Raw genomic sequence first — 26,082 nt, 5'->3', positions numbered from 1 at the left:
GGATTCACCCTGCTGGAAATGCTCGCCGCCCTCGCCGTGCTGGCGGTGTGCAGCAGCGTACTGGTGGTGGCTTTCGGGCAGAGCGCGCGCGCCCTGCAACAGGCGCAACGCAGTGACCTGCTGAGCCTGACCGCACGCTCGCTGATGGACGAAGCCATCGCCGGCCACCTGCAACCGAGTGTCAGCGAGGGGCAATGGTCCGGCGTGAAATGGACATTGAACGTCAGCGCGCTGCCGGTCGCTGATGCGCCGGTGAAAACCTGGCGGCTGGACCTGGAAGTCCGCGAAGGCAGCCGGCACGCGCACTACAGCACGTTGCAGGTCCGCAGCGCGGGCTCGGGAGCCCGCCCATGAACCGCCGCACGCGAGGCTTCACCTTGCTTGAGGTGTTGGTGGTGCTGAGCCTGCTCGGCGTCTTGCTGACCCTGATAGCAGGGGCGATCACCGGCGCCAATCGGGCGATGGGCAAAGCCGAACGTTACAGCACGCGCCTGGACGAAGTGCGGTCAACGCAGAATTTCCTGCGTCACGTCATCGGTCAGGCCTTGCCGCTGGCATCAGACGAACCGGGCGTCGCGCAGCCTGCGGTGTTCATCGGCGAGCCGCGCAGCATGCGTTTCTACGCGCCGTTGATGACCACGCTGGGCGGCGGTTTGTATCGGTACAGCGTGACGCTGGCGGCAGGACAGCGCTTGCAAGTGAGCCTGGAGCGTCTGCAGGACCAGCGCTTGCTGCCCGCGCAAGAGCCGCAGGTGCTGATGCACCAGGTGCTCGCCGTGCAGTTCAGCTACCGGGGCGTATCCCCTGAGGGCGGCGCAACCGACTGGCTGGATCACTGGCCCTGGCCCGGACGGCTGCCGATAAGCGTGCGCATCGGTGCCCAACTGGCCGGGCCGGTGCCTTGGCCGCTGCAAAGCATCGACCTGCGCCTGGACCTGTCGTCAGAGGCGCGGGCGTTATGAAGACGCAACGCGGGGTAGCGCTGCTGCTCGTGCTCTGGGTGCTGGCACTGCTCGGCACCTTGCTCGCAGGCCTGTTGGGTTGGGTGCATCTGCAGAACCGGCAGGCGCTCTGGCAGCGCCAGCACACCCAGGCGCTGCTGGCTGCCGAAGCGGGCGTGGCGATGGCGGTCACGGCGCAATTGGAGCGCGACCCGCAACGTCGCTGGCTCGCCGACGGTCAGCCGCACGCACTGCGATTCGACGAGGCCTCGCTGGCGGTGAGCCTGACCAGCGAAGCCGGGAAGCTGGACGTCAATGCCGCGCCGGTCGATGCGTTCGCCCGGTTGGTACAGGCGTGCGGTGGATCGGCCGAGCAGTCCGCGCAGCTCTCGCAGGCATTGAATCAGCGCCGTGGTGGTGATCGGGCACCGTTGCGCACCCTGGAGGAAGTCCGCGAGCTGCCGGCCATGGACCAACAGGTCTACCTGTGCACCAGCGCCCACCTGACGTTGTGGAGCGGCCTGCCTGCGCCGGATGCGCGGCTGGCCTCGCCCTGGTTGCGCCGCGCGCTGAACCTGCCTCAAGGCGGCGCGATCGCCAACGACGCGGGCCCCGTCATCACCGCACAAAGCCGGGCGACCTTGCCCGGCGGCTTTGGCACGACGCTGAGCGTCACGCTGTTATTGAATCCATCGAAGGAGGGTGTGAGGCCTTATCGGGTCCTGCGCTGGCAAGAATGAAACCACTATCTTTCAAACGGCTCGCGCTATTCCAGTCCCGGCTGGACAGCCACTGGCGCGGCAGCCGGGCACAACAGTTGTGGCACGCCTGGCTGAGCGAATTGCAAGCGATGATGCCCGCCGCTGCCCGTGCGCGCATGTTGCCCCCGGTACGTGAGCGGCTGATCGACTGGCCGCTGGCGGGTCAGGTTCATGCAGGCGACGATGAGCGCCTGATTCTGGTGTTGCCGGCCAGCATGACGCTGGTCCAGACGCTGTCGCTGCCGACCGCCGCCCTGCGCGACCTGCACAATGTCATCGGCTTCGAGCTGGACAAGTACACGCCCTACCCCCGTGATCAGTTGCAATACGTCGCGCGGGTGACCGGCAAGCAAGGCGCGCTGATGCACGTGCTGCTGGTGGCCATCCTGCGCGAACGGCTGCAACCGGCACTCGATGCGTGCAAGGCACAAGGCCTGGCGCTGCAGTGCGTGGATGGCCGCGACGCTCGCGGCGAGCGTCTGGGCGTCGACTTGCTGCCGGCCGGGCAGAAACCGCCGCGCCTGGGCCGCGCACGATTGCCGGGTTATCTGGCCTTGCTTTGTGGCGCGCTGCTGATCGGCTGCATGGTGCTCTGGCTGGATGCCCGCACGGCCGTGGTCGAAGCGATGCAGCAGACTGTCGACGAGCAACGCCAGCAGCTGCAGCAGGTGCAGAATCTTCGGCGTGAACTGATCAACACTCAGGGTGCCGCGCGTTATCTGGCGCGGCAAAAAGCGGCACAGCCAACGCTGTCCAGTGTGCTGGTGGACCTCACCGGATGCCTGGGCGCCGACACCTGGGTCGAACAGCTGGAAATCACCGAGGGCGGTGCAGTTTCCCTTTCCGGGCAGAGCGCCAGAGCGAGCGCGCTGATCACCCGCATGAGGGACTGCAAGACCTTAAGTGACGCGCAGTTCCAGGGCATCATCCAGCCCGACGCCCAGACCGGCAAAGAGCGCTTTTCCCTGCGTGCGCAGCTGCGCAAGGAGGCCGCCGATGCGCCGTGAACTGAGTCCGCGGGAACGCCGTGGCGCGGCACTGATCGTTCTGGCGTTGCTGCTGTGGGTGGCGTGGTGGCTGCTGGTCCAAAGCTGGTTCCTCGATCCGCTGAACGCCCTCGACGAGCAGGCCGATGCCCTGCGCACGCAGCAACAGCGGTACGCCGGCGTCCTGCAACAGCGCGACAGCCTGGAGCAGCAATTGAACGCCGCCCGCCGCGACCCGGCCAGCCGCACCAGCCTGCTGCCCGGCGAAGACCCGAGTGCGGTGGCTGCCGACCTGATGCAACGCAGCCTTGATCTGGTCAAAGGCCACGCCGACCAGGGGCCGGGCTGTCAGGTGACGCAACGCATGCCGATCACCCCCGAGCACGACAGCACCGAGCCCTATCGTCAGGTCAAGGTCAGCCTGACGCTGGATTGCGCCATGGAACCGCTTGCCAGTCTGCTGCACGACTTCGAATACGGGCAGCCGTTTCTGTTCGTCGACAACCTCAGCCTGCGCCGGGCGACGAATGCGCCCGCCACCGGCGGTGCCGGGCGTTTGCAGGTGCATCTGCTGCTGCGCGGCTATCTGCAACAGGCGCAGGCACCGTCGCAGGCCAGATCTGCATCACCTGCACCTGCACCTGCACCTGCACCTGCACCTGAGGGAGAGCCTGAAGCATGAGGTTCGACCGACTTTCACTCGTCCTGGGCGCAGGTGCCGCTTTGCTGAGTGCGCTGGCGATCAGTCTGGCAATGGGCGCCGGCCAAAGCGTGAACTGGCTGCCCGCAGGCGAAGCCCGTGCCGTCGCATCCGCCGCCCGAGCGCCGACGATCGCGCCCATGCCGACTCAGACTCTGGCGTTGACGTGGCAGCAGTCGATGTTCAGTCCTGACCGCAAGCCGGATCAGGTGACTGGCAAAAATCAGGCGTCCTCGCTCGATGGCGTCGCCCTCAGCGGCGTGGTGATCGACGGGCAGGCCCAATGGGTCCTGTTGCGCATGCCGGACAAACGCAACCTGAAGCTGGCCGTCGGCAGCACGCTGGATAACGGCTGGACCCTGACCGGCGCCACCGCGCAAAACGCCACGTTCACCCATCAGGGACAGACCCGCGAATTGCGCCTGCCCCTGCTTCGTCTTCCAGCGCCTTCGAAAGCGCCTCTCATTACCCTTCCAGACGTACCCAGACCATGAACAATCGCTACCTTGAGTTTCCCCGTTTGCGCAGCCCTCTGTTGTGCCTGGCCACCGCTGTCGCGCTGGCCGGTTGCGCCACCACGCCGGAGCACTTCGACAACGACCCGGCGCTGATGCAGGAAGCACTCGATGGCACCGGCTCGCAGCGTCCGCCGCTGGCCGAACCTGAACCGATGCCGAGCCAGAGCAACGCGACCGCCAGAACGGTACCGCGCCAGCAGATCATCCGGGGCAGCCAGACCTTCGTGCACAGTCCGGCCCCTGCGGCGGGCTCCCGCGGCCCCGCGCAGGCAGACGGCGATATCGTCTTCAACTTCACCAATCAGCCCATCGAAGCGGTCATCAACAGCGTGATGGGCGACCTGCTGCACGAAAACTACAGCATCGCCCAGGGCGTTAAAGGTGACGTCAGCTTCTCCACCTCCCGACCTGTGAACAAGCAGCAGGCGCTGTCGATTCTGGAAACCCTGTTGTCCTGGACCGACAACGCGATGATTCGCCAGGGCGAGCGCTATGTGATCCTGCCCGCCAATCAGGCGGTGGCCGGCAAGCTGGTGCCCGAGATGCCCGTGGCGCGGCCTTCCAGCGGATTGTCGGCGCGGCTGTTCCCCCTGCATTACATCTCGGCCACCGAAATGCAGAAGCTGCTCAAGCCCTTCGCGCGGGATAACGCCTTTCTGCTGGTCGACCCCGGCCGCAATGTGCTGAGCCTGGCCGGTACGCCGGATGAGCTGGCGAACTATCAGGACACCATCGACACCTTCGACGTCGACTGGCTCAAGGGCATGTCGATCGCCGTGTATGGCCTGCAGCGGGCCACCGTCGGCGAACTGATGCCGGAACTGAAGAAAATGTTCGGCCCGGACAGCGGGATGCCGATGGCAGGCATGGTGCGTTTTCTGCCCATCGACCGCACCAACTCGGTGGTGGCGATTTCCGCGCAGCCGCGCTATCTGAGCGAGGTCGGCGACTGGATTCACACCATTGACGAAGGCGGCGGTAACGAGCCGCAGATGTACGTCTATGACGTGCGCAACATGAAGGCTGCCGATCTGGCCCGATACCTGCGCCAGATCTACGGCAACGGACAGATCAAGGATGACAGTGCCGCCCGGGTCGCACCCGGTCTGCGCACACGCTCATTGTCCTCGCTCAATGGCAGCAGTGGCGCGATGGGCCTCAGCGGCACGGGCCAGGGCATGGGTTCAGGGATGGGTTCGGGCGTCTCGTCCGGGATGGGACTGAACGGCAGCAACGGCAGCAACGGCAATCAGCAAGGCACGGTGCAGCAGAGCGACGAGGCGATGGAAAGCGAGGATGGAGGTGCCGATAATGATGCCGGCGGGGTCGAAGGCACTGACAGCGAAACCGCCGACACGCAGTCCGGCGCCAGCAAGCGGTTGGATGACAGCACGCGCATTACCGCGCAGAAAAGCAGCAACCAGTTGCTGATCCGCACCCGTCCGGCGCAGTGGGCGGAGATCGAATCAGCCATCAAACGGCTGGACAATGCCCCCATGCAGGTGCAGATCGAAACGCGCATTCTGGAGGTCAATCTCAGCGGCGAACTGGACCTGGGCGTGCAATGGTATCTGGGCAAACTGGCCGGTAACTCGTCCAGCACCACCGTCGCCAACGCGTCCGGCAGTCAGGGTGCGCTGGGTGGCGGCGGCGCCGGCCTGGGCGCCACTGACGCGTTGTTTTACTCGTTCGTCAGCAACAATCTTCAGGTGGCGCTGCACGCGCTGGAAACCAACGGTCGCACGCAAGTGCTGTCGGCCCCGTCGCTGGTGGTGATGAACAACCAGCAGGCGCAGATTCAGGTCGGCGACAACATTCCCATCAGTCAGACCACGGTCAACACCAACGTCTCGAACACCACGCTGAGCAGCGTCGAATACGTGCAGACCGGGGTCATTCTGGATGTCGTGCCGCGCATCAATCCAGGCGGACTCGTCTACATGGACATTCAGCAGCAAGTCAGCGACGCCGACAACACGGCCGCCTCGGACAGCAATGGCAACCCGCGCATTTCCACCCGTTCGGTGTCGACGCAGGTTGCCGTGCAGAGCGGTCAGACCGTACTGCTCGGCGGCCTCATCAAGCAGGACAACAGCGACACCGCTTCTTCGGTGCCGTATCTGGGGCGTGTGCCGGGTTTGCGCTGGTTGTTCGGCAGCACCAGCAAAAGCAAGAAGCGCACTGAGCTGATCGTGTTGATCACCCCGCGCGTCGTGACCAGCAACAGTCAGGCGCGTCAGGTGACCGATGACTATCGTCAGCAGCTGCAACTGATCAAACCGACGCTCTAGGTTCAAACAAAGGCTGGCCGCTCGCAAGGGGCGGCAGGCGCATCCTGGGTGAGCCGATTGTTCAGCGCACGCGGCCGCGGCTTTCCACTGCCAGGTCCAGCGCTTTCTGCATGTCCAGGCGCGCGGATCGGCCCACGTCTTTGTCGTCGAGCCGGAAGCCGCGTTCGGAGGGCAGGATCGGTGCCGTCAGGTCTTCGGCGTCCATGGGCTCGAAGTCATAATTGTCGCCAATGGCCATCGCACTGCGCCGCAGCAGCATGCGTAACTGCTCGGGCGTGAGTTGCGGATTGATCGACAGCATGGCCGCCAGCAGGCCGGTGACCATCGGCGTGGCGTACGACGTTCCGCAGTGCACCGCGCCTGTCTCGCCGGACTTGACGGTGGAGGCATGAACGCATGCGGCCGCGGTGATGTCGACGCGCATATCAATGTTGGAGGAACTGCGCTTCACCGCATAAGTGGGCGCGTCCACGGGCACGTCGGCTTGCCCGCTGCGCTGGTGGCCACCGACCACCAACAGCTGATCGGTCACGAAAGACGATGGCAGACGGTATTCATCCGTGCCGGAAAAAGACGACCCGTTGCCGGCGGAGTTAACCACGATCACATCCGGATGCGCTTTGCGCAGCCACAGGAAAAACTCTTCGAGCAGCTCTTCGTAGCCGCCCATCGCGATGCCCGAGCGCAGCAGGGAATCCACGTCATCGCCGTCGACATTTTTCGCCCCGATCCGGTGAATGCCCCAGCTCCAGTTGAGCACCCGCACGCCGTCCTCCACCAGATTCACCGAGGCGGCGATATTGGCCGTTATGCCCGCATCGGAGTTGCGCTCCACGATGACATCGAAACCGCCGCCGGCCTTGTCCAGCCCACGCAGAAATCCGGTGTTGCCGCCATCGTCCCAGTGAGCCGCGAGAATACCGGCGACGGTGGTGCCATGAGCGTCCGGTTTCTGCGAATCTCGGGCATACACGCAGGTGCGCGGCGGCGCACAGTCACCCATGTACTCGGCGAAGTCGGCGGTGTCGAAATCAACGTCGCGCTCGATCAGTCCCACCCGGATCGGCTGCGGCTGAATCGGCGCCTGCCGGGCCGGAATACGTCGCCGGTAATAATTCACCGCGTCGAGAAAGCGGTTGGCCGCCCATTCATCGGAGTCCACCGACGGCCTGGCCGGGTCTGGAGCGGGACTGACGCCCTCTTCGGTTTTCTCCGCAGCCGACTCCTCGATGACCACCGCATCGACACTGGTTTCGCTGCCCAGACGCAGCACCAGCGCATCGCGCTGCACCAGATCCCTCGCAGGCAGACGCAACTGATACAGGTTTAACGGCGCGATGCTGCCGACCACTTTTGCGCCGTATTTTTTCGCCAGCCTTTCAGCCTCGGGACGTCCGTCATGATCTTCCTCGATCACCACGCTGACCAGATCGACGTAGGTGGTCAGGCCGTCCATGTTCTTCGCGACTTCGTCAGGGCCAGCGGCAACCACGTGACTGTTGCGCAGCGTCAGCCAGGTCGCGTTGCTCGACCGTGGCCCGTCCTTGAGATAGAGCGGTCCGCTCTGGCGTCCATGGCTGTCGACCTGCACGCGCAACCGGTCGCCGTCGCGCTCGACAGCAGTGGCCGAAAGCGGCTGACTATCGAGGTAAAGGGTCGGGGTTTGCGCGGTCATTCCCTGAACGTTCAGGCACCACTGCTGGCGCTGATTGTCCAGCAGATCACCGCACCGTTTCAGGCTCTCGATACGCAGCGGCTCTTGCGCCTGCGCCACAGAACTGACGACCAGGGCCCACAGGCCGGCGTAAACGGCAGAACGAAAAACCATGGGCCAGAACTCTCGATAACGATTGTGCTGTTACGACTGGCACCTTGCATGCTTCGTTCAAACGGGGCGTTCGCGGCATGTTTTGAACGCCGCGCAGAGGTCGGATCCTTGGCTCAGGCAGGAGCCATCCGTTATTCAAGCCGCGCTCAAGCCGTGCGACTCCAGCGATCGCTCAGCTCAGTCGGCCCCTGGCATGTGTGCGGCCACCGCCTGATCCCAAGGTGCCGGCGACGGGAAGACCTCGGCGAGAAAAGCCAGGAACGCCTTCACGTTCGGGCTGCCCCTGCGGCTTTCCGGCCACAGCGCAGTGATCGGAAACCGCTCCATGATCAATTGCGGCAGCACCGGCACCAGTTCGCCGCGCAGGACATAAGGCGCGGCCACGTAATTCGGGGTGATGCCGATGCCGCCGTCCGCCGCCATCGTCGCTGCGACCGCATCGCTCAAGTCAATGGTAATGCCCGCCTCGGGGATGACCTCCTGCGAACGCTCTCCTTCGTTGTACGTCCAGCGCAGCGCCTGCCCGGAACTCTGATAACGGAAATTCACGCAGTCGTGTTCGCTGAGTTCCGACGGGTGACGCGGCGTGCCTTTGCGTTCGAGGTAACGCGGCGAGGCGAATGCGCCGGTGCGGTGCGGACCCAGATGACGGCTGATCAGCCGTGAGTCCGACAATTGCCCGACCCGGATGAGGACGTCGATGCCCTGTTCGATGATGTCCGAATACTGATCGCCAAGGCGCAGGTCGAGGGTGACGTTGGGGTAACGCTCGCGGAATCGCGGCAGCGCTGGCGCAAGGATGTTCAAGCCGATGGGCAACGGAGCGGTGATTTTCAGCGTGCCGGAGGGCTCTGCCCGCGAGGCCACGGCGGCCTGATCGATCCCCTCGACCTCATGCAGGATGCGCATCGCCCGCTCGAACAGATCACGCCCCTCCGGCGTCAGCGTCAATGACCGCGTCGTGCGGGTGAAGAGCTTGAGACCAAAGTGCTCCTCCAGCCGCTGGACACTTTTGCTGATGGCCGACGGAGACACGGACAACGCCCGCGCAGCTGCGGTGTAGCTGCCCAGGGACGCTGCGCGCGCGAACGCGATCAGGCCGGTTAAACGCTCTAAACCCATTTGTTCCTTCATGCCACTAGTAAAGCGACTTGCGGCCCAATTATCAATCTGTACGTCACGCTTTAATCTCACCTCCATCGCACGCCACTTCGGCGTTCCAAGGAGATCGACATGACCCACACTTCCGCTGCCCCGCTGCTTCCCTCGAATCTGCAAGACCAGACCGTCGTGATTTTCGGCGGGACATCCGGCATCGGCCTCGCCGCTGCCATTCAGGCAAAAGCCGCTGGCGCGGCGGTGATCGTCATCGGCTCGAACGCCGAGCGTGCCAGACAAGCCGCTGAAGCACATGGCCTGGCAGGCTGGCGCGCAGCTGACGTCACTCGCAGTGAAACGATTTACGCGCCAGTCTCGGACATCGCCCACGTCGATCACCTGGTGCTGCTGGCGGGCAGCTTCGTCGCAGGCCGCGTGCTGGATGCCGACATCGATCACCTGCGCCGCGCATTCGAAGAGCGCATCTGGGCGTCCATCCACGCCATCCGGGCGTTGGGCGACAAGCTGTCGAAAAGCGGCTCGATCACCTTCATTTCCGGCAACCTCGCCGACCGTCCGAACGCCTATGGCACCGCGGTGCTGGCCGCAGCCTCGGCCGCCATGGAGGCCATGGCCCGCGGCATGGCGCTGGAGCTTGCGCCAGTGCGCGTCAATACGCTCTCTCCCGGTCCGATCAACACACCGATTCTGGGCAAGGCGCTGGGCGAAGGGCGTGATGCGTTCGTGGCGTCGCTGGAACAGACACTGCCTCTGCACCGCTTAGGTTCGGCTGAGGAAGCCGGCAACGCCGTGGTGTTTCTGATGGCCAACACCTTCATGAACGGCGCGGTGCTCAACATCGACGGCGGCGCCCGCCTGGTTTGAGGCGCCCCTTGCAAATGACTCAGGAGATTCTGCCAATGACTTCGCTGTTCCAATCCCTGCAGATGGGCGCCCTCTCGTTGCCCCACCGCATTCTCATGGCCCCGATGACCCGAGGCCGCGGCACCCGTGAGCACGTGCCCACCAAGATGATGATCGACTACTACGCACAACGCGCCAGCGCCGGACTGATCATCTCCGAGGCGATCGGCATCAGTCAGCAAGGGCTGGGTTGGGCGTACGCCACCGGCATCTGGTCCGGCGAGCAGATTGCCGGCTGGAAACGCGTCACCGACGCGGTGCATGCCAGGGGCGGACGAATCCTCGCGCAACTCTGGCACATGGGCCGGGTCGTGCACCCCAGCTTCCTGCAAGGCGGGCAGCCGGTATCGGCGTCCGTCACCACCGCGCCTGGCCTCGCGCACACTTATGCCGGCAAGCAACCCTACAGCGCGGCAAGGGCGCTGGGCACCGATGAAATCCCTGCCTTGCTCGAACAGTTTCGCCAGGCAACCCGCAATGCCATCGAAGCCGGCTTCGACGGGGTGCAGGTTCATGCTGCCAACGGCTATCTGATCGACCAGTTTCTGCGTGACAGCGGGAATTTCCGCACAGATGGCTATGGGGGATCGATCGACAACCGGATTCGGCTGTTGGAGGAAATCACCGAGGCGGTGGCCCAGGTCATCGGCGCGGACCGGACTTCCGTTCGCCTGTCGCCGGGCAGTTATGATCAGGGCGTGCGCGACAGTGACCCGGAACCGTTGTTCGTTCGCGCCGCCCAGGTGCTGTCCGATATCGGGATCGCTCATCTGGAGCTGCGCGAACCGCCCATGGATGGCACGTTCGGCGCGTCGGAACGGCCGCCGGTGGCGCCGGCCATTCGCCGCGCCTTCAAGGGCGTGCTGATCCTCAACTCCGATTACGACGTTGCGCGGGCGCAGGCGGCGGTTGAATCCGGGCTGGCGGACGCTATCGCCTTCGGTCGTCCGTTCATCGCCAACCCGGACTTGCCAGCGCGCTTGAGAGACCAGTTGCCACTGTCGCAAGACGACCCGAGCACCTGGTTCACCCAAGGCGCCGAAGGCTATTCCAGCTATCCGGATTACGGCTCTACCGAGGCCTGATCTTGGATGTGGCGACAATGGCATCGATGCGCCTCCATGCCAGCGTCACCCCCTGATAGCCCGTCGACAAGGCCCCTGCCTCCCCTACAACGTGGAGGCAGGGGCCTTCGGCGGCTGTGGATCGGGTGCACTGAGCCGGTAGACAGCGAGGCATAGCGCATTTTGTCGCCCCTGTGCCTCAGCGCGGACGGCCATCAATGCCCGTTCACCTTTCCATTTCACGGGACTTGGCCAGACTCAGCCCCGTCCATTGCTGCGACAGCTGCCACAGGCGTTCGGCCGCGTCGGGGTCGGACGCCCATTGCGCCACGCCTTTGCGGCCGATATCCGACTGATTGACCGGCGCGATGTTGCAATCCTCGCAGTACACACCGCCCTTGCCTTCCAGCGCGGGGCTCGTGGCACACCAAAGCCCGGTCGCTGCGCCTTGTTCCAGGGTTTTCAGGCCAGCCTGCGGATTGACCTTGTGCTGGCCGTTCTCGTCGAACACGTCGAACGCTTCGATCTCGCTGCTGCTCAAGTGCCGCGCCAGGTCAGTCAGGATTTGCCCCGGGTGCAACGAGAACGCACGGACGCCCTGCTCACGACCGCGCGTGTCCAGTGCCATGGCGAACAGCGCGTTGGCGGTCTTGGACTGACCATAAGCAACCCATTTGTCGTACGGCCGGCGCTGGAAGTCAGTGTCGTCGAAGTCCATACCTGCGATCTGATGCCCGCGGGACGACACGGCCACCACCCTCGCGGATCCCGCTGCGACCAATGCCGGCCATAGCCCGCACGTCAGGCGGTAATGCCCCAGATGATTGATTGAAAACTGGCTCTCATGCCCCTCGGCGTCATGGGCAAGCGGCGACGCCATGACACCGGCGCAGTTGATCAGCAATGAAACAGGCTGACCTCGGCCGACAACCCGGGCGCAAAACGCACTCACCGAGTCCGCACTGATCAGGTCCATCGGCTCGACCAATACGCCGTCGATGCCAGCCAGTGCAGCGCCCGCCCGCTTTGGGTCTCTGGCCGGCACGATGACCCGGGCGCCAGCCGCGGCCAAGTGTCGAGCGGTGATCAGGCCCAGGCCGGAATAGCCGCCGGTGACGATTGCCAGTTTCCCGCGCAAGTCGACACCGGCCATGACTTCGGCAGCGGTGCTGGCGGCGTCGAAGGGGGATGCAAGGGGGGATTGAAGGGTGATCATGAAGTCTCTCCGCGTCTTTCTGAAGCGTCGATTCTTGGCTACTATCACTGGACGAAACAGCTCAAATAGTCCGGTTTTCTATCGTGATCATCCAGAATCCACTGTCCGACCCGCTCTCTGACGTGCTCGCCCTCTCAGGTCTGCGCGCTGCCTGTTCGGTCCGGCTGCAAGCGGGCGGCGACTGGGCATTACGCTTTCAGCCCATCGAATTGAAATTCAATGTCGTGCGCCGCGGTGAATGTTGGCTGCGCGTTCCTGACCAGCCTGCGCGTCGCCTGCGCGCCGGGGACTGTTTTGTGGTGTCGCGCACGCCGTTTGTCTTGTCGAGCGCGGCTGACATGCAGCCCATCAACGCCTCCGAGGTGTTCGCGGAGTCCGGCTCGTCTGCCGTCTACGGCGTGGGCAATGACGTCGAACTCTTGGGCGGCAGCGTGTCGCTGGTCAGCCCTGGTGCGGCTGATCTGCTGGAGTGGCTGCCGCCGGTGATCATCATCGAGGCCCGCGCGAGCGGTGCCACCTCCTTTGCCTGGCTGCTGGACGAACTGGACCGGGAATGGCAATCCGCGCAAGCCGGCGCCTATGCCATGTGCAACGACTTGCTCAGGCTGATTTTCGTCCATGCGCTGCGCCACCACATTGTCACGGCTGACCTGGCCGAGCTGACCTGGCTGGGCGGCCTGCGGGAACCGGCCATTGCCAACGTGATGCGGGCGGTGCACGGCGCACCGGCGCATTCTTGGAAACTGGCGGAAATGGCGACGATCGCCTGCATGTCGCGTTCGGGCTTTGCGGCGTTGTTCAAAACCCGCGTCGGCCAGACACCGGTGGAATATGCCACCCGATGGCGCATGCAGGTGGCGGCTTCGAGGCTGTGCAACGGCGTGGACACCGTCTCGACAGTGGCCGACTCGCTGGGCTACCTGTCCGATGCCGCGTTCGGCGTCGCCTTCAAGCGCGTTCATGGGCAATCGCCCGGACAATACCGCCGACGCCATTGCGCTTGAACCCCAGCTGAGACAACGCATTACGCGCATTAATAAAAAACTTGAACGCACAATGAAACTTATTGAAGTTACTTGATGTCGTGGCACAGCTCTATTCGACAGCGCCCCGTCACGTTTTATAAAACGGCAAGTTGAATACGCCCCTGTGACGGCATTTATTAGTTGTGACTGAACGTGCTTCGCCGTGAGCGATTTCGTCGGGATCAATGAACGTTTGACCCGTGAACACTCAATTGAGTGGATCTGTTTCAGCGACTTTACAAGCGGCGACACGTCGCCAATTCGCCCTCCTTGACCGACTCCCACCCTGCGCACCCCGCAGACTTGCACGCTTTACGCGCCAAAATGCAGGCAAATCAACTGCTCGAATGGCGCAGGCGCGACGCATTTCTATCGCACGCCGTTTTAGCGCCAAATTCTTGGCTTAAAGTTTCGAGATTTTGAAAAAATCAATTAGACAGCAATACGGGGCAACATCATATTGATATCACGCACGAAGTTGCGTAATGTTTCATGGAGTGCGCAGTTGGGCTAGCAATTCCCTTCATTGTTGTACGAACCCATTTCCGGGAAGGGATACCTATATGCACCGTTCTGACGATATTGCGAATTTGTTCAGCAGATTCGGGAGTAGCGCTGAGTTTTATCGCGAGATCGAACCCCGCTACGAGTACACCGAAGAAATGGCCACGCCCTTTTCTGCGGCGTTGAAAAGCGTTCCTGGCGAGGAACCTACCTCTGAAAATGCTGGGGATATACCCCACATCGATGAAATGCCTGCGACTGTCGAGGCGGACGAAGCGCGCGTGGACGAGCCATTGCTGGCTGCGTTGCCTGCGGCGGCCGGTTCCACAGCGCTCAGCCGCCTGTTGAACGAAATCGAGCAGCACCGCGACGGCTCGCCCGTCGCTGAACGCTCGGCGCAATCGTCCAGACCACACCTTGAAGCCAGCGTCATCGCGGTGGTGTCGAACAAAGGCGGCGCGGGCCGAAGTACGCTGGCCGGCGCGCTGGCCAGTGCGATCAAACGCCCCGGCGGTCGCACCTTCGCCATCGACTTCGACCCGCAGAATTCGTTGTGCCTGCACCTTGGCGGCAATGAACAATGGCCAGGCATCGCTCAGGCCAGCCAGCGCAACGCCGACTGGCGCGACATTGCTCGCAAGGGTTATGCCGGCAGCCAGTGCCTGGCCTACGGTGTGACCACCGACCAGGAACGCGTGGATTTCGAACAACTGCTCGCAAACGATCACCTGTGGCTGGCCCGCTGCCTGGAAGCCATGAATCTGGGTGAGCAGGACACCGTTGTGATCGACACGCCGCCCGGCGCCACGGTGTACCTGAATCAGGTGCTGGAGGTTGCCAGCCTGGTGGTGGTCGTGACCCTCGCCGATGCGGCGTCCTACACCAGTTACAACCAGATGGACAGGCTGCTCGCGCCTTACCTGCAACGGGAAAATGCCGCGCAGTGCAAAGTCGTCATCAACCAGTTGGACACGTCCCGCCAGTTCAGCCTCGACATGTGCGATCTGCTGAAGAAAAGAATAGGCAATCAGCTGCTGGGCGTGATCCGTCAGGATCACTTCATCAGTGAATCATTGGCGTACGACCGCAATCCGCTGGCGCACACCCCAAGCACCCGAGGCTGCCAGGACACCCTCGACATCGCAGGTTCGCTTTGCGAACTTCTCATGGAAGGCACGCAAGAGCCCTATTTGTCATGACCCAAGTTACAAATCCCACGCCCCACTCCCCGGGGCGCCCGGAACTGCGCGCCAATGGTTTGTTCAACCGCGTCAGCCAGTGGCCTCGCGCGGTACGCCGTACGCTGATTCTGGTCGGTTCGATCATCGCGGTGCTGCTGCTGATCAGCATCATCAGCGCGCCGCTTGACCTCTATACCCAGTGCCTGTTCGCGGCGCTGTGTTTCTGTTCCGCGCTGTTCATCAAACGCCTTCCCGGTCGCCTGCCGATCCTGGCGTTGATCGTGATGTCGCTGGTCGCCTCGTTGCGCTACATGTACTGGCGCCTGACCGACACGCTGGGTTTCGAAGGCTGGCTGGACATCATGTTCGGCTATGGCCTGGTGCTCGCCGAGATCTACGCCCTGGTGGTGTTGATCTTCGGCTATGTCCAGACCGCCTGGCCGCTGCGGCGTCAACCGGTGCTGCTGACCGGCGACCCCAGTGACTGGCCGACGGTGGATGTGTTCATTCCTACCTATAACGAAGCGCTGAGCATCGTGAAACTGAGCATTTTCGCGGCTCAGGCGATGGACTGGCCCAAAGAAAAGCTGCGCATCCACGTTCTCGATGATGGCCGTCGCGACGAATTTCGCCGTTTCTGTCAGGCCATCGGTGTCAACTACATCGTGCGTGACAACAATCATCACGCCAAGGCGGGCAACCTCAACGCGGCGCTGAAAGTCACCGATGGCGAATACATCGCCATGTTCGACGCCGACCATGTGCCGACCCGCTCTTTCCTGCAGATCGGCATGGGCTGGTTCCTCAAGGATCCGAAGCTGGCGATGCTGCAGACGCCGCACTTCTTCTTTTCCCCTGACCCGTTCGAGAAGAACCTCAACACGTTCCGTGCCGTACCGAACGAAGGTGAGTTGTTCTACGGGCTGGTTCAGGACGGCAACGACCTGTGGAACGCGACGTTCTTCTGTGGCTCGTGCGCGATTCTGCGCCGCAAGCCGCTGGAAGAAGTCGGTGGTGTCGCCGTCGAAACCGTGACCGAGGACGCCCATACGGCGCTCAAGCTCAACCGCGCCGGCTACAACACCGCCTATCTGGCGATTCCCCAGGCAGCCGGTCTTGCGACTGAAAGCCTGTCACGCCACATCAGCCAGCGGATTCGCTGGGCTCGCGGAATGGCGCAGATTTTCCGCCTCGACAACCCGCTGTTCGGCAAAGGCCTGAACCTGGGTCAACGCGTCTGCTACGCCAACGCCATGTTGCACTTCTTCTATGGCTTGCCGCGCCTGACCTTCCTCACCGCGCCACTGGCCTACCTGATCTTCGGCGCCGAGATTTTCCACGCCTCGGCGCTGATGATCACCGCGTACGTGCTGCCGCACCTGTTTCACTCCAATCTGACCAACTCCTGCATTCAGGGGCGTTTCCGGCATTCGTTCTGGAACGAGGTCTACGAGACGGTGCTGGCCTGGTACATCATGCCACCGGTGCTGATGGCGCTGGTCAACCCCAAGTTCGGCGGCTTCAACGTCACCGACAAGGGCGGCATCATCGACAAGGACTTCTTCGACTGGAAGCTCGCACGTCCTTATATCGTGCTGCTGCTGATGAACCTGACCGGCCTGGGCTTCGGCATCCATCAACTGATCTGGGGCGCGCCGGACACTGCCGTCACCGTGCTCATCAACACCGCCTGGACGCTCTACAACCTGATCATCACCAGCGCTGCGGTGGCGGTCGCGAGTGAGACGCGCCAGGTGCGTGCCGAACCGCGTGTGCGCGCCGAGTTGCCGGTCAAGGTCGAGCTGGAAGACGGCACCGAAGTCTACGGCACCACGCAGGACTTTTCGCAGCGTGGCCTGGGCCTGCGCTTGCCGCCAGGCACGACGGTCAAGCCGGGCGAACGGATGCGCGTTTCGCTGTTTCGCAACGCCAGGACCAGCCAGTTCGACACCACCGTGGTGTTCAGCAAAGGACAGGACCTGGGCGCGTTGTTCGACCCGCTGACCCTGCGTCAGCAGAGCGAACTGGTGCGCATGACCTTCTCTCGTGCCGACACCTGGGCGACCAGTTGGGGCAGCGGCAAGCTCGACACCCCGCTCTCGGCCCTGCGCGAGGTCAGCACCATCGGCCTGATCGGCATGGGCGCGCTGGTCAAGGCGACCGCCCTGCAGGCGCGTCACAGCCTCACCGGGACACCGGCTCAAACGAAATCGCTCGAATCTTCTATGGACAAGTCATGATCAGCAAATTTTCCGTGCGCAGTGAAACCCGCCGCCCTCATCACCCGCTCACGCTGCTGGCGTCGTCTGTCCTGTGCCTGTCGGGCCTGAGCCAGACTGCGCACGCCGAGACCGCAACCAACGCACCCGCACCAGCCGGCAGCTACAGCCAGAACATGACGCTCAAGCAGCTGGGCCGACTGGACACCATGAACCTGCAGGGCGTGGAAGCGGCCGACGGTGTCAACTTCGACATCCGCGCCGACGAAGTAGTGAACGGCGCCCAACTGGTGTTGCGCTACAGCTATTCGCCGGCGCTGCTGGCAGACCTCTCGCAGATCAACGTGCTGGTCAACGACGAGGTGGCCGCCAGCCTGTCTTTGCCCAAAGAGCGTGCCGGCACACCGCAGGAGCAGGTGGTCGATATCCCGCCGCGCCTGATCACTGAATTCAACCGTCTGCGCCTGCAGTTCATCGGTCACTACTCGATGCAGTGCGAAGACCCGCAGCACAGCAGTCTGTGGGCCAAGATCAACAACAGCTCGGAGCTGAAACTCAACGTTTCGCCGATCCAGCTCAAGGATGATCTGGCGATTCTGCCGCTGCCGTTCTTCGATCGCCGCGATGCCCGTCAGGTCAACCTGCCGATCGTCTTCGCTTCGACGCCGGACAACGCCACCCTCGAAGCCGCTGGCGCCCTGTCGTCGTGGATCGGCGCCCTCGCCGCTTACCGTGGCGCCAGTTTCACCAGCAATGTCGGGCAGATTCCGGACAAGGGCAACGCCATCGTCCTGATCGAGAGCAAAGACGCCATCCAGCTCGGCGGCTTGCAGCTGCCTGCGGTGAAAGGCGCCACGGTCACGTTGATGAGCAATCCCAACGACGCACACGGCAAGCTGCTGATCGTCGCCGGTCGCGATGCCACCGAGCTGAAACTTGCGGCCTCGGCCGTCGCCGTGGGCAGCAAATCGCTGGTCGGCAACAGCGTCACGATCGACCGCCTCGACCCGCTCGCGCCGCGCAAACCTTATGACGCACCGAACTGGCTGCCGTCGGACCGTCCCGTCAAGCTTGGCGAACTGCTCGACACCAAACTGCTCAGTGTTTCCGGCTACAACCCAGGCAACATCACCATTCCGGTACGTCTGCCGCCAGACCTGTTCAACTGGCGCGAAGTGGGCGTTCCGCTGAGCCTGAAATACCGCTACACGCCGCAACAGGAGTCGACCAACTCTTCGTTGCTGGTCAGCCTGAACAACAACTTCATGAAGTCCATGCCGTTGCCGTCGGTGACCAACCTCAAAGGTGGCGACAACCTGCTGGAGCTGCTGAAAAAGGACACCAGCCTGCCGCGCGAAGCCAGCGTGCTGTTGCCGTTGGGCCTGGCGCCTGCACAGTCGCAGCTGCAGTTCCGCTTCATGTTCGACTACATCAAGCAGGGCGAATGCCGCGACATCATCGTCGACAACATGCGCGGTCTGATCGACCCGGATTCCAGCCTCGACCTGAGCGGCTACAACCACTACATCGCCCTGCCGAACCTGGGCGTGTTCAACGACAGCGGCTTCCCGTTCACGCGCATGGCCGACCTTTCGCAGAGCGCCGTGGTGATGCCGGACAGAAGCGGCCCTGCCGAATGGGGGGCTTACCTGACCGTGCTCGGGCGCTTCGGTGAGTCCACCGGTTATCCGGCCACCGCAGTGAAAGTGGTGCAGGCCAATGACGTGCAGTCGGTCAGCGACAAAGACCTGCTGGTCCTCGCGTCGGGCGACAACCAGCCGTTGCTGACGCAGTGGGCAGCGCACCTGCCGGCAAGCTTCACCGGCGAAACCCACCGTTTCTCCCTGTCCGACCTGACCCTGCGCGTACGCGACTGGATCAGCCCGGACCCGCAGGCCAACCTGCGCAAACCCCGCCTGAACGTGACCTACACCGGCCCCGCCAGCAGCACGTACCTGGCCGGCTTCCAGTCGCCGCTCAAACCCGAGCGCAGCGTGGTGGTGATCGTCAGCGGCAAGCCGGAAGGCCTGGTCGATGCCACGGACGCACTGATCGGTGGCGATCAGTACAAGGAAACCATCCAGGGCAGCCTGGCGGTGGTGAACGGCAAGCAGATCACCTCGCTGGTGGCTGACGATCAGTATTACGTCGGCGATCTGAACCTGTTCAAGCGCGTTCAATGGACCCTGTCGCAAAACCTGATCTGGATGTTGCTGGTCACGGTCTGCGGCCTGTTCATGGTCAGTGGCCTGCTTTATCTGTTCCTGCGCTCGCGTGCCAAGAAGCGCCTGTCATGACTGTGAATGCAACCTTCAAAGGGCTTCAAACGCCTTCGACTCGACGTCCGACGCGCAAGGCCGGACGGCTGCTGGCCGCCCTGCTGCCGCTGGCGGCGTTGATGCCGACCTTCGCCAGCGCCCAGTCGAGCTGCGCGACGCAGACCTGGCCGCTGTGGAAAAACTACACCGAGCGTTTCGTGCAAAAGGACGGGCGCATGCTCGGTTCGAGCATGGACCCCGATCAGAGCAGTTCCGAAGGACAGTCCTACGGGATGTTCTTCGCGCTGGTCGCCAACGATCAGGCGACGTTCGACCAGCTCTGGCGCTGGACCAAGGACAACATGGCCGGTGCCAACATCGCGCAGAACCTGCCCGGCTGGCTGTGGGGCAAGACGCCGGACGGCAAATGGGGCGTCATCGACAAGAACTCGGCCAGCGACGCGGACCTGTGGTTCGCCTACGCGCTGCTCGAGGCTGACCGCCTGTGGCACAAACCGGCCTACCGCACCGACGCGCAGCTGATCCTCAACAACGTCGAAAAAACCCTGATCCGCAACATTCCGGGCCTGGGCAAGATGGTGTTGCCTGGCCCGGTCGGTTACGAGCACCCGGACCAACTCTGGCGCTTCAACGCCAGCTACATGCCGCTGCCGCTGATGCGTCGCTTCACCAGAGAGACGCCGTCCAGTCCGTGGAAAGAAGTCGCTGAAAGCACCGCGAAAATGTTCGCCGACAAGAAGATGAACCCGCTGGGCTTCGTTCCGGACTGGATCGGCTACCGCGCCACCGACGTCAACAAAGGCATGTTCGTGGTCGACAAGTTCACCAACGCGCTGGGCAGCTATGACGCCATCCGCACGTATTTGTGGGCAGGCATGGCGTCGCCTCAGGACCCGCTGGCCAAGCCGATGCTGGACAACCTCGACGGCATGGCGCAGTCGGTCGCGTCCACAGGCGTGCCTCCGGAAAAGGTGCACGTGTTGACCGGCGCCACCGAAGGCCAGGGGCCTTACGGTTTCTCTGCCTCACTGGTGCCTTACCTGCGCGCCAAGGGGCTGCCGCTGCTGGCCGATCAGCAGCAACGCGTCGTCGATCAGGCGATCACCCACTTTACCGACCCTGCCGACCCGGCCTACCAGCAGCATCAGTATTACCACGTGATGCTGAGCCTGTTCTCCCTCGGCTGGAGCGAAAAACGCTACCAGTTCAACACTGACGGCACCGTGAAAGTCTCCTGGGAGGCCGCATGCGCAAGCAAACCCTAGCCCTGGCGGTCTGCGCCGCAATGACCTGCTCTGCAGGTTTTGCCGCAGGCACCAGCACTCCGCAATCGTTGTTGATCGAGCAAGGTTATTACTGGCAGGGCAAGGAGCACCCGGAACGCGCCGCCGAGGCCTGGACCAAGCTCTTGAACCTGGTGCCTGAACAGCCGGACGCGCTGTACGGACTGGGCCTGATCGACCTGCAACAAAAGCGCCTGCCGGGCGCGCAGAACTACCTGGCTCGTCTGCAGGCGCTCAAGCCGTTGCCGCGCCAGGCCCTGCAGCTGGAGCAAGACATCGCCCTGGCGCCGGATGACAAACAGCAACTGCTCGAAAAAGCCCGTGAGCTGAGCGACGCCGGCGAGCGTGACAAGGCCGTGGCGGCTTATCGTGAACTGCTCGATGGTCGCCAGCCCCAAGGGCTGATCGCCCGCGAGTATTACAACACCCTGGGCTTTGCGACCGGTGGCTGGCCCGAAGCCCGTGTCGGCCTCGAACGCCTGCGCACCGAGCGCCCGGACGACTCGATTCTGGACCTGTTCCTGGCGCTGCACCTGGCGCGCAATCCGGACAGTCGCCCTGAGGGCATTCGTGCTCTGGCGCGTCTGTCGCATAACCCGGACATCGGCGGCAACGCCGATGAAACCTGGCGTTTCGCGCTGGTCTGGCTGGGCCCTCCTTCGCGTGATCAGGTCTCGCTGTTCCAGCAATACCTTCAAGCGCACCCCGACGACACTGAAATCCGTGCGCTGATGGACAAGGGCATCGCGCAGGGCCGTACCGGCAACGGCTGGCAGCGCGACCCTCATGTTGCGCGCGGGCTGAAAGCGCTCGACGAAGGCGACCTGAAGACCGCCGAACAGGAGTTTCAGGCGCGCCTGAAGGACAAGCCCAGCGACTTCGACGCACTGGGCGGCATGGGCATCTTGCGTCAACAGCAAAAGCGCCTGGACGAGGCCGAACGGTACCTGGTGCAGGCGACCCAGACGCCCGGCGGCGCTCAGTGGAGCAAGGCGCTGGAAGACGTCCGCTACTGGGTGTTGCTCGACAAGGCCAACGAAGCCCAACGCAGTGGCCGATCAGCGCAGGCGCGTGATCTGATCGGTCAGGCCATCGCCAAAAACCCGCAGGAACCTGCCGGCCTGACCGCCTTGGCCGGCCTGCAGTCCCAGGCCGGACAGTATGATGCCGCCGAAGCCGGGTATCGTCAGGTACTGGCCAAAAATCCGAATTATCCCGACGCCCTGAGCGGCCTGATCGGCGTGCTGTCGCGCGAAGGCAAATCCGATGAAGCACTGCAACTGATCGACGCACTGTCCCCGGCCGAACAGACGCGGCTGGCGCCGTCGATCCGCATTCGCTCGCTGCGGGCGATTCAAGTGGCCAAAGGCGCCGAGCGCCGTGGCGATCTGGCGGGTGCGCAGAAAGCCTATAAAGAAGCCCTGGCTGACGACCCGAAAAACCCGTGGACCCGCTTCGCCCTGGCCCGCGTGTATCTGCGCAGCGGTCAGGCCCAGGTGGCGCGCGACCTGATCGACGAACTGCTCAAGCAGCAACCCGATCAACCCGATGCGCTGTACACCAGCACCCTGCTCTCCGCCGAACTGGGCGAGTGGACCAAGGCGCAAAGCACGCTGTCGAGAATTCCTGCGGCCAAGCGCAGCAGCGACATGAACGAGATGGACCGCGACATCAAGCTGCACATTCAGACCGAGATCGCGGTCGACGTGGCACGCCGTGGTCAGCGTCAGGAAGCCTGGGCGCTGTTGTCGCGTTGCGAGCCGATGACGCTGGGCAAACCTGAGCGCGTTGCCGTACTGGCGTCGGCCTTTGCCGATGCCGGCAACCCGGATCAGGCCGTAAGCATGATGCGCGCATTGCTGGAGAAATCGCCTTCGACTCCGGATCTGCAGTTGCTGTACGCAGGCGTGCTGCTCAAGGCCGGTGAAGACACCGAGGTCAGCGAGATCCTGCGTCAGTTGCAGGGCAAGCCGATGAGCGAGACCGCCAGCAAGCGCTACGACGATCTGGTGTTCCTGTATCGGGTCAAGCAGGCCGATGAACTGCGCGAGAAGGACGATCTGGTCGCCGCCTTCGACATGTTGTCGCCTGCGCTCAAGCAACGTCCCAACGACAGCCTGGCGGTTGCCTCGCTGGCGCGCATGTACGCCGCCAGCGGCAATACTGAGAAGGCTCAGGAGCTTTACGCGCCGCTGATCAAGGCCGACCCGTCCAACGCCAGGTTGCAGTTGGGCCTGGCCGACATCGCCCTTCAGGGCCGCGATTTTTCCCTGGCTGAAAGCTCGGTGAAGAAGGCGCTGGAGCTGGAACCCGCCGTGCCACAAACCCTAACGGCCTCGGCGCGGATTTACCGTGGCATGGGCAAGACAGGCGAAGCGGGCAAGCTGCTGCGCAAGGCCATCGAGATCGAGAACAGCCAGCGTATCGAAACCGCCGTGGTCGCCGCACCGGTCGACCCGACCGCCCCGGCCAACCCGTTCGTGGGCTTGCCCGGCCAGCGTCGTAAAAGCACGATGCTGGCGTCGGCTTCGCTGATCCCGCCGCCCGTCGATGCACCCGCCACCGGTGCAGTGACCGGCGCCGGCAACAGCGATCCGCAGGCGTTGCCGATGCCCGTGGGCCGCAAAAGCTACGCGGCCTCCTCGTTCGACGGCAACGTCATGCCGTCGGGCGATCCGTACGCTCGCGAAACCACCTCTCGCGCGGACGTAAGCCCCGCCCAGCAAGCGTTGAACGACATCCTTCAGGACCGCAGCGGTTATGCGGTCCAGGGTTTGAGCGTGCGTAACAACAACAGTGAGAAAGGCCTGGGCAAACTCACTGACATCGAAACCCCGTTCGAGATCGGCATGCCGGTGGGCTACAACAGCGCAATGATGGCGCTGCAGATCACCCCGGTGTCGCTGTATTCGGGCAGCCCGAGCAACTTCGCTCAGGCGCGCTTCGGGGCCAGCGGCCTGGATTCGGTCGGATCGCAGAAAGACAGCGGCGTGGGCATTGCCGTGGCGTACCGGGATAAAGATCAAGGCATCAAGGCCGATGCAGGGATGAGCCCGATCGGTTTCATCTACTCGACGCCGGTGGGCGGTGTCAGCGTGAGCCGACCGTTCGAGGGCAGCCCGGATTACAGCTATGGCGTTAGCGTTTCTCGTCGTGCGGTCACCGACAGCCAAACCTCGTTCGCCGGTTCCAGGGATCCGCGCACTGGCGACAAATGGGGCGGCGTGACGGCCAACGGCGTGCGCGGCGAGCTGAGCTACGACGATCAGTCGTTCGGGGCGTACGGCTACTCTTCGGCGCACAAGCTGCTGGGTAACAACGTCGACTCCAACAACCGTTTCGAACTGGGCAGCGGGGTTTACTGGTACTTGCGCAACGCGCCGGACAGCACCCTCACCCTGGGCGTCAGCGGTTCGGCACTGACGTACACCGACAACCAGGACTTCTACACCTACGGGCACGGCGGCTATTTCAGTCCGCAGAAGTTCTTCGCACTCGGCGTGCCGGTCAGTTGGTCGCAACGCACCGATCGCTTCACGTACCGGGTCAAGGGCTCGTTGGGCGTGCAGTACATCGGTCAGGACAGCGCCGACATTTTCCCCGGCCACAGCGAGCTGAATGCCCGTGCCAACGCAGCCGGTCTGAACGGTTACGACAGCGACAGCAAGACCGGTATCGGCTACAGCTTCAACGCCGCAGGAGAGTACAAGTTCGGCTCCAACTTCTTCCTGGGCGGCAGCGTCGGCGTGGATAACGCCAGTGATTACAAACAGTACGTGGGTGCGATGTACCTGCGTTACACCTTCGAGGACATGACGGGCCCGATGAATCTGCCGGTCAGCCCTTTTGGTTCTCCTTACACGAATTGATTTAACGAGGAATGGTTCATGGCTTCTTCTGTGCTCGCTGGTTTGACGTTGCTTGTGATTGGCGAAAGCCACATGAGTTTTCCCGACTCACTGATGAATCCGCTGTATGACAACCTGACCCAGCAAGGCGCCCAGGTTCACGCCATTGGTGCCTGTGGCGCCAACCCGGCGGACTGGGTGACGCCCAAGCTGAAACTCGACTGCGGCGCCACTCGCGATCCGGGCGAGAAGATCAAGGTCATGAGTCGCGGCACGCTGGACACCCAGCCGATCAAAGACGTGATCGCCAAGGACAAGCCCGACCTGGTCGTGCTGATCATGGGTGACACCATGGCGTCGTACAAAACCACGCCGTTCCCCAAGGTCTGGGCCTATCAGAGCGTGACCGCGCTGACCAAGCAGATCGCCGACAGCGGCAAGAAATGCGTCTGGGTCGGTCCGGCGTGGGGCAAGGCCAACGGCAGCAACACCAACGAAAACCAGTACGGCAAAAACCAGGTTCGTACCCAACTGGTTGCCAGCACGCTGGCCAACATGGTCGCGCCGTGCACCTACATCGACTCCACCAAGTTCTCCAAACCGGGTGAGTGGATCACCTCCGACGGTCAGCACTTCACCATTGCCGGCTACAAGTCGTGGGCGGCCGCCATCGGCAAATCGCTGGGCGAACTGCCTGCCGACGCCGTGAAAGGAGCCAATCCGTGAAGCGGGCTCTGCACGTCACGCTGGGGCTTGCAGGTCTGGCACTGAGCGCAAACGCGTTCAGTGCACAGATTGCCCTCTACCCGACCGGTCCTTCTCAGGATTCGGCATACCTTCGCTTCGTCAACGCCTCCGAGAGCGCGCTGGAACTGGCGCCTGACGGTTCGAGCGCCACGCTGAAGCTTGAAGGCGCCAAGGCGGTCACCGATTTCATTCCGGTCCCGGGCGGCCAGACCATCAAAGGCACGCTAAGCCGCGACGGCAACCGCGTGCCGCTGGACGTCAGCGTGGCCGCTGGCGACTTCGCCACTGTGTTCGCGCTGGACGACGGTCATAAAGGCATCAGGCAGGTCGTGGTGAACGAAGCGTTCGACATCCCCAACCAGCTCAAGGCCTCGCTGGCGCTGTTCAACGCCGATCCGGGCTGCGTAGACGCCAAGGTCAACCTGGCAGACCGCGATGTCGACCTGTTCCAGAAAGCCCCCGAGGGCAACCCTCGTCGTCAGGAGCTCAATCCACGTCCTTCGCTGGCCGTGCAACTGGTCTGCGCGGGCAGCAAAGTCGGCCCCGCCGTCGAGCTCGGTCCTTTGGAGGCGAACAAGCGTTACAGCCTGTTGCTGCTGCCATCGGCCACCGGCCCTCGCCTCCTGACCGCCACGGACGCTGTGTCCAACTGATCGGAATACCGCGCCG

19 protein-coding genes and 1 pseudogene are annotated in these 26,082 nt (G+C 63.4%); 17 read left to right on the top strand and 3 right to left on the bottom strand.

Translation table 11 applies throughout. The annotated features are described in order from the left end of the window. The first annotated feature begins 18 nt into the window (after positions 1-18). The 7 genes and pseudogenes from AAGQ88_RS13135 (at position 19) to gspD (ending at position 6,197) form a co-directional block, all read left to right on the top strand. Entirely contained in the window at positions 19-354 is a 336-nt protein-coding gene (locus AAGQ88_RS13135; protein WP_342655800.1) for a hypothetical protein, read from the top strand. After that, positions 351-962: a prepilin-type N-terminal cleavage/methylation domain-containing protein gene (locus AAGQ88_RS13130; protein WP_342655623.1), complete on the top strand. Its 612-nt coding sequence runs from the start codon at positions 351-353 to the stop codon at positions 960-962. Before AAGQ88_RS13135 ends, AAGQ88_RS13130 begins: the two co-directional genes overlap by 4 nt. Continuing rightward, entirely contained in the window at positions 959-1,681 is a 723-nt protein-coding gene (locus tag AAGQ88_RS13125; protein WP_342655622.1) for a type II secretion system minor pseudopilin GspK, read from the top strand. Before AAGQ88_RS13130 ends, AAGQ88_RS13125 begins: the two co-directional genes overlap by 4 nt. Beyond that, entirely contained in the window at positions 1,678-2,709 is a 1,032-nt protein-coding gene (locus tag AAGQ88_RS13120; protein ID WP_342655621.1) for a type II secretion system protein GspL, read from the top strand. The genes AAGQ88_RS13125 and AAGQ88_RS13120 overlap by 4 nt, the downstream gene beginning before the upstream one ends. Further along, a pseudogene (gene gspM, locus AAGQ88_RS13115) lies at positions 2,699-3,292 on the top strand (type II secretion system protein GspM); the annotation flags it as partial. The gene AAGQ88_RS13120 and the pseudogene gspM, both read left to right, overlap by 11 nt. Positions 3,293-3,366: 74 nt before the next feature. Beyond that, complete coding sequence (locus AAGQ88_RS13110; protein ID WP_342655620.1) at positions 3,367-3,882, top strand: hypothetical protein; 516 nt, start codon at positions 3,367-3,369, stop codon at positions 3,880-3,882. After that, positions 3,879-6,197 (top strand): type II secretion system secretin GspD, encoded by a 2,319-nt coding sequence (gene gspD, locus AAGQ88_RS13105; RefSeq protein WP_342655619.1) that lies wholly within the window; start codon positions 3,879-3,881, stop codon positions 6,195-6,197. The genes AAGQ88_RS13110 and gspD overlap by 4 nt, the downstream gene beginning before the upstream one ends. A 61-nt stretch (positions 6,198-6,258) precedes the next feature. On the opposite strand, the gene AAGQ88_RS13100 is transcribed toward gspD, so the two are convergent. Beyond that, complete coding sequence (locus tag AAGQ88_RS13100) at positions 6,259-8,025, bottom strand: S8/S53 family peptidase (RefSeq protein ID WP_342655618.1); 1,767 nt, start codon at positions 8,023-8,025, stop codon at positions 6,259-6,261. Between the two features lie 177 nt (positions 8,026-8,202). Further along, positions 8,203-9,147, bottom strand: coding sequence for a LysR family transcriptional regulator (locus AAGQ88_RS13095; protein ID WP_342655617.1), 945 nt, complete (start codon positions 9,145-9,147; stop codon positions 8,203-8,205). Between the two features lie 111 nt (positions 9,148-9,258). Between AAGQ88_RS13095 and AAGQ88_RS13090 the strand changes: the two genes are divergently transcribed. Then, entirely contained in the window at positions 9,259-10,008 is a 750-nt protein-coding gene (locus AAGQ88_RS13090) for an SDR family oxidoreductase (RefSeq protein WP_342655616.1), read from the top strand. A gap of 35 nt (positions 10,009-10,043) precedes the next feature. Further along, positions 10,044-11,132, top strand: coding sequence for an alkene reductase (locus tag AAGQ88_RS13085; protein ID WP_342655615.1), 1,089 nt, complete (start codon positions 10,044-10,046; stop codon positions 11,130-11,132). Positions 11,133-11,337: 205 nt separating this feature from the next. Here AAGQ88_RS13085 and AAGQ88_RS13080 read toward each other — a convergent pair whose 3' ends face one another. Further along, on the bottom strand, positions 11,338-12,327 hold the full coding sequence (locus tag AAGQ88_RS13080) for an oxidoreductase (RefSeq protein WP_342655614.1): 990 nt from the start codon (positions 12,325-12,327) through the stop codon (positions 11,338-11,340). Between the two features lie 83 nt (positions 12,328-12,410). Between AAGQ88_RS13080 and AAGQ88_RS13075 the strand changes: the two genes are divergently transcribed. From AAGQ88_RS13075 to AAGQ88_RS13040, 8 genes are all read left to right on the top strand, one after another. Next, positions 12,411-13,331 carry an AraC family transcriptional regulator gene (locus AAGQ88_RS13075; protein ID WP_342655613.1) on the top strand — a complete coding sequence of 307 codons (921 nt, stop codon included), beginning with the start codon at positions 12,411-12,413 and terminating at the stop codon, positions 13,329-13,331. Positions 13,332-13,942: 611 nt separating this feature from the next. Continuing rightward, entirely contained in the window at positions 13,943-15,055 is a 1,113-nt protein-coding gene (bcsQ, locus tag AAGQ88_RS13070; RefSeq protein WP_342655612.1) for a cellulose biosynthesis protein BcsQ, read from the top strand. Then, on the top strand, positions 15,052-17,277 hold the full coding sequence (gene bcsA, locus AAGQ88_RS13065; protein WP_342655611.1) for a UDP-forming cellulose synthase catalytic subunit: 2,226 nt from the start codon (positions 15,052-15,054) through the stop codon (positions 17,275-17,277). Before bcsQ ends, bcsA begins: the two co-directional genes overlap by 4 nt. After that, positions 17,274-19,553: a cellulose biosynthesis cyclic di-GMP-binding regulatory protein BcsB gene (gene bcsB / locus AAGQ88_RS13060; RefSeq protein ID WP_342655610.1), complete on the top strand. Its 2,280-nt coding sequence runs from the start codon at positions 17,274-17,276 to the stop codon at positions 19,551-19,553. The genes bcsA and bcsB overlap by 4 nt, the downstream gene beginning before the upstream one ends. A 101-nt stretch (positions 19,554-19,654) precedes the next feature. Then, on the top strand, positions 19,655-20,800 hold the full coding sequence (bcsZ, locus tag AAGQ88_RS13055; protein ID WP_342655799.1) for a cellulose synthase complex periplasmic endoglucanase BcsZ: 1,146 nt from the start codon (positions 19,655-19,657) through the stop codon (positions 20,798-20,800). Further along, entirely contained in the window at positions 20,782-24,687 is a 3,906-nt protein-coding gene (locus tag AAGQ88_RS13050) for a cellulose synthase subunit BcsC-related outer membrane protein (protein ID WP_342655609.1), read from the top strand. Before bcsZ ends, AAGQ88_RS13050 begins: the two co-directional genes overlap by 19 nt. 18 nt (positions 24,688-24,705) lie before the next feature. Next, complete coding sequence (locus AAGQ88_RS13045) at positions 24,706-25,392, top strand: SGNH/GDSL hydrolase family protein (RefSeq protein WP_093458528.1); 687 nt, start codon at positions 24,706-24,708, stop codon at positions 25,390-25,392. Beyond that, complete coding sequence (locus tag AAGQ88_RS13040; protein WP_342655608.1) at positions 25,389-26,066, top strand: cell division protein FtsQ; 678 nt, start codon at positions 25,389-25,391, stop codon at positions 26,064-26,066. Before AAGQ88_RS13045 ends, AAGQ88_RS13040 begins: the two co-directional genes overlap by 4 nt. Positions 26,067-26,082 lie beyond the last annotated feature (16 nt).

Origin of the sequence: Pseudomonas sp. F3-2 (assembly GCF_038804275.1) — a bacterium.
Taxonomy (GTDB): Bacteria; Pseudomonadota; Gammaproteobacteria; order Pseudomonadales; family Pseudomonadaceae; genus Aquipseudomonas.
The sequence above is the reverse complement of the archived record's forward strand: the minus strand, read 5'-3'. Positions and strand labels throughout refer to the sequence as shown.

Excerpts from the sequence above, each read along its gene's own strand:
- AAGQ88_RS13135 (WP_342655800.1), top strand. The coding sequence starts at position 19 with ATGCTCGCCGCCCTCGCCGTGCTGGCGGTGTGCAGCAGCGTACTGGTG.
- AAGQ88_RS13130 (WP_342655623.1), top strand. The coding sequence starts at position 351 with ATGAACCGCCGCACGCGAGGCTTCACCTTGCTTGAGGTGTTGGTGGTG.
- AAGQ88_RS13125 (WP_342655622.1), top strand. The coding sequence starts at position 959 with ATGAAGACGCAACGCGGGGTAGCGCTGCTGCTCGTGCTCTGGGTGCTG.
- AAGQ88_RS13120 (WP_342655621.1), top strand. The coding sequence starts at position 1,678 with ATGAAACCACTATCTTTCAAACGGCTCGCGCTATTCCAGTCCCGGCTG.
- AAGQ88_RS13110 (WP_342655620.1), top strand. The coding sequence starts at position 3,367 with ATGAGGTTCGACCGACTTTCACTCGTCCTGGGCGCAGGTGCCGCTTTG.
- gspD (WP_342655619.1), top strand. The coding sequence starts at position 3,879 with ATGAACAATCGCTACCTTGAGTTTCCCCGTTTGCGCAGCCCTCTGTTG.
- AAGQ88_RS13100 (WP_342655618.1), bottom strand. The coding sequence starts at position 8,025 with ATGGTTTTTCGTTCTGCCGTTTACGCCGGCCTGTGGGCCCTGGTCGTC.
- AAGQ88_RS13095 (WP_342655617.1), bottom strand. The coding sequence starts at position 9,147 with ATGGGTTTAGAGCGTTTAACCGGCCTGATCGCGTTCGCGCGCGCAGCG.
- AAGQ88_RS13090 (WP_342655616.1), top strand. The coding sequence starts at position 9,259 with ATGACCCACACTTCCGCTGCCCCGCTGCTTCCCTCGAATCTGCAAGAC.
- AAGQ88_RS13085 (WP_342655615.1), top strand. The coding sequence starts at position 10,044 with ATGACTTCGCTGTTCCAATCCCTGCAGATGGGCGCCCTCTCGTTGCCC.
- AAGQ88_RS13080 (WP_342655614.1), bottom strand. The coding sequence starts at position 12,327 with ATGATCACCCTTCAATCCCCCCTTGCATCCCCCTTCGACGCCGCCAGC.
- bcsA (WP_342655611.1), top strand. The coding sequence starts at position 15,052 with ATGACCCAAGTTACAAATCCCACGCCCCACTCCCCGGGGCGCCCGGAA.
- bcsB (WP_342655610.1), top strand. The coding sequence starts at position 17,274 with ATGATCAGCAAATTTTCCGTGCGCAGTGAAACCCGCCGCCCTCATCAC.
- bcsZ (WP_342655799.1), top strand. The coding sequence starts at position 19,655 with ATGCCGACCTTCGCCAGCGCCCAGTCGAGCTGCGCGACGCAGACCTGG.
- AAGQ88_RS13050 (WP_342655609.1), top strand. The coding sequence starts at position 20,782 with ATGCGCAAGCAAACCCTAGCCCTGGCGGTCTGCGCCGCAATGACCTGC.
- AAGQ88_RS13045 (WP_093458528.1), top strand. The coding sequence starts at position 24,706 with ATGGCTTCTTCTGTGCTCGCTGGTTTGACGTTGCTTGTGATTGGCGAA.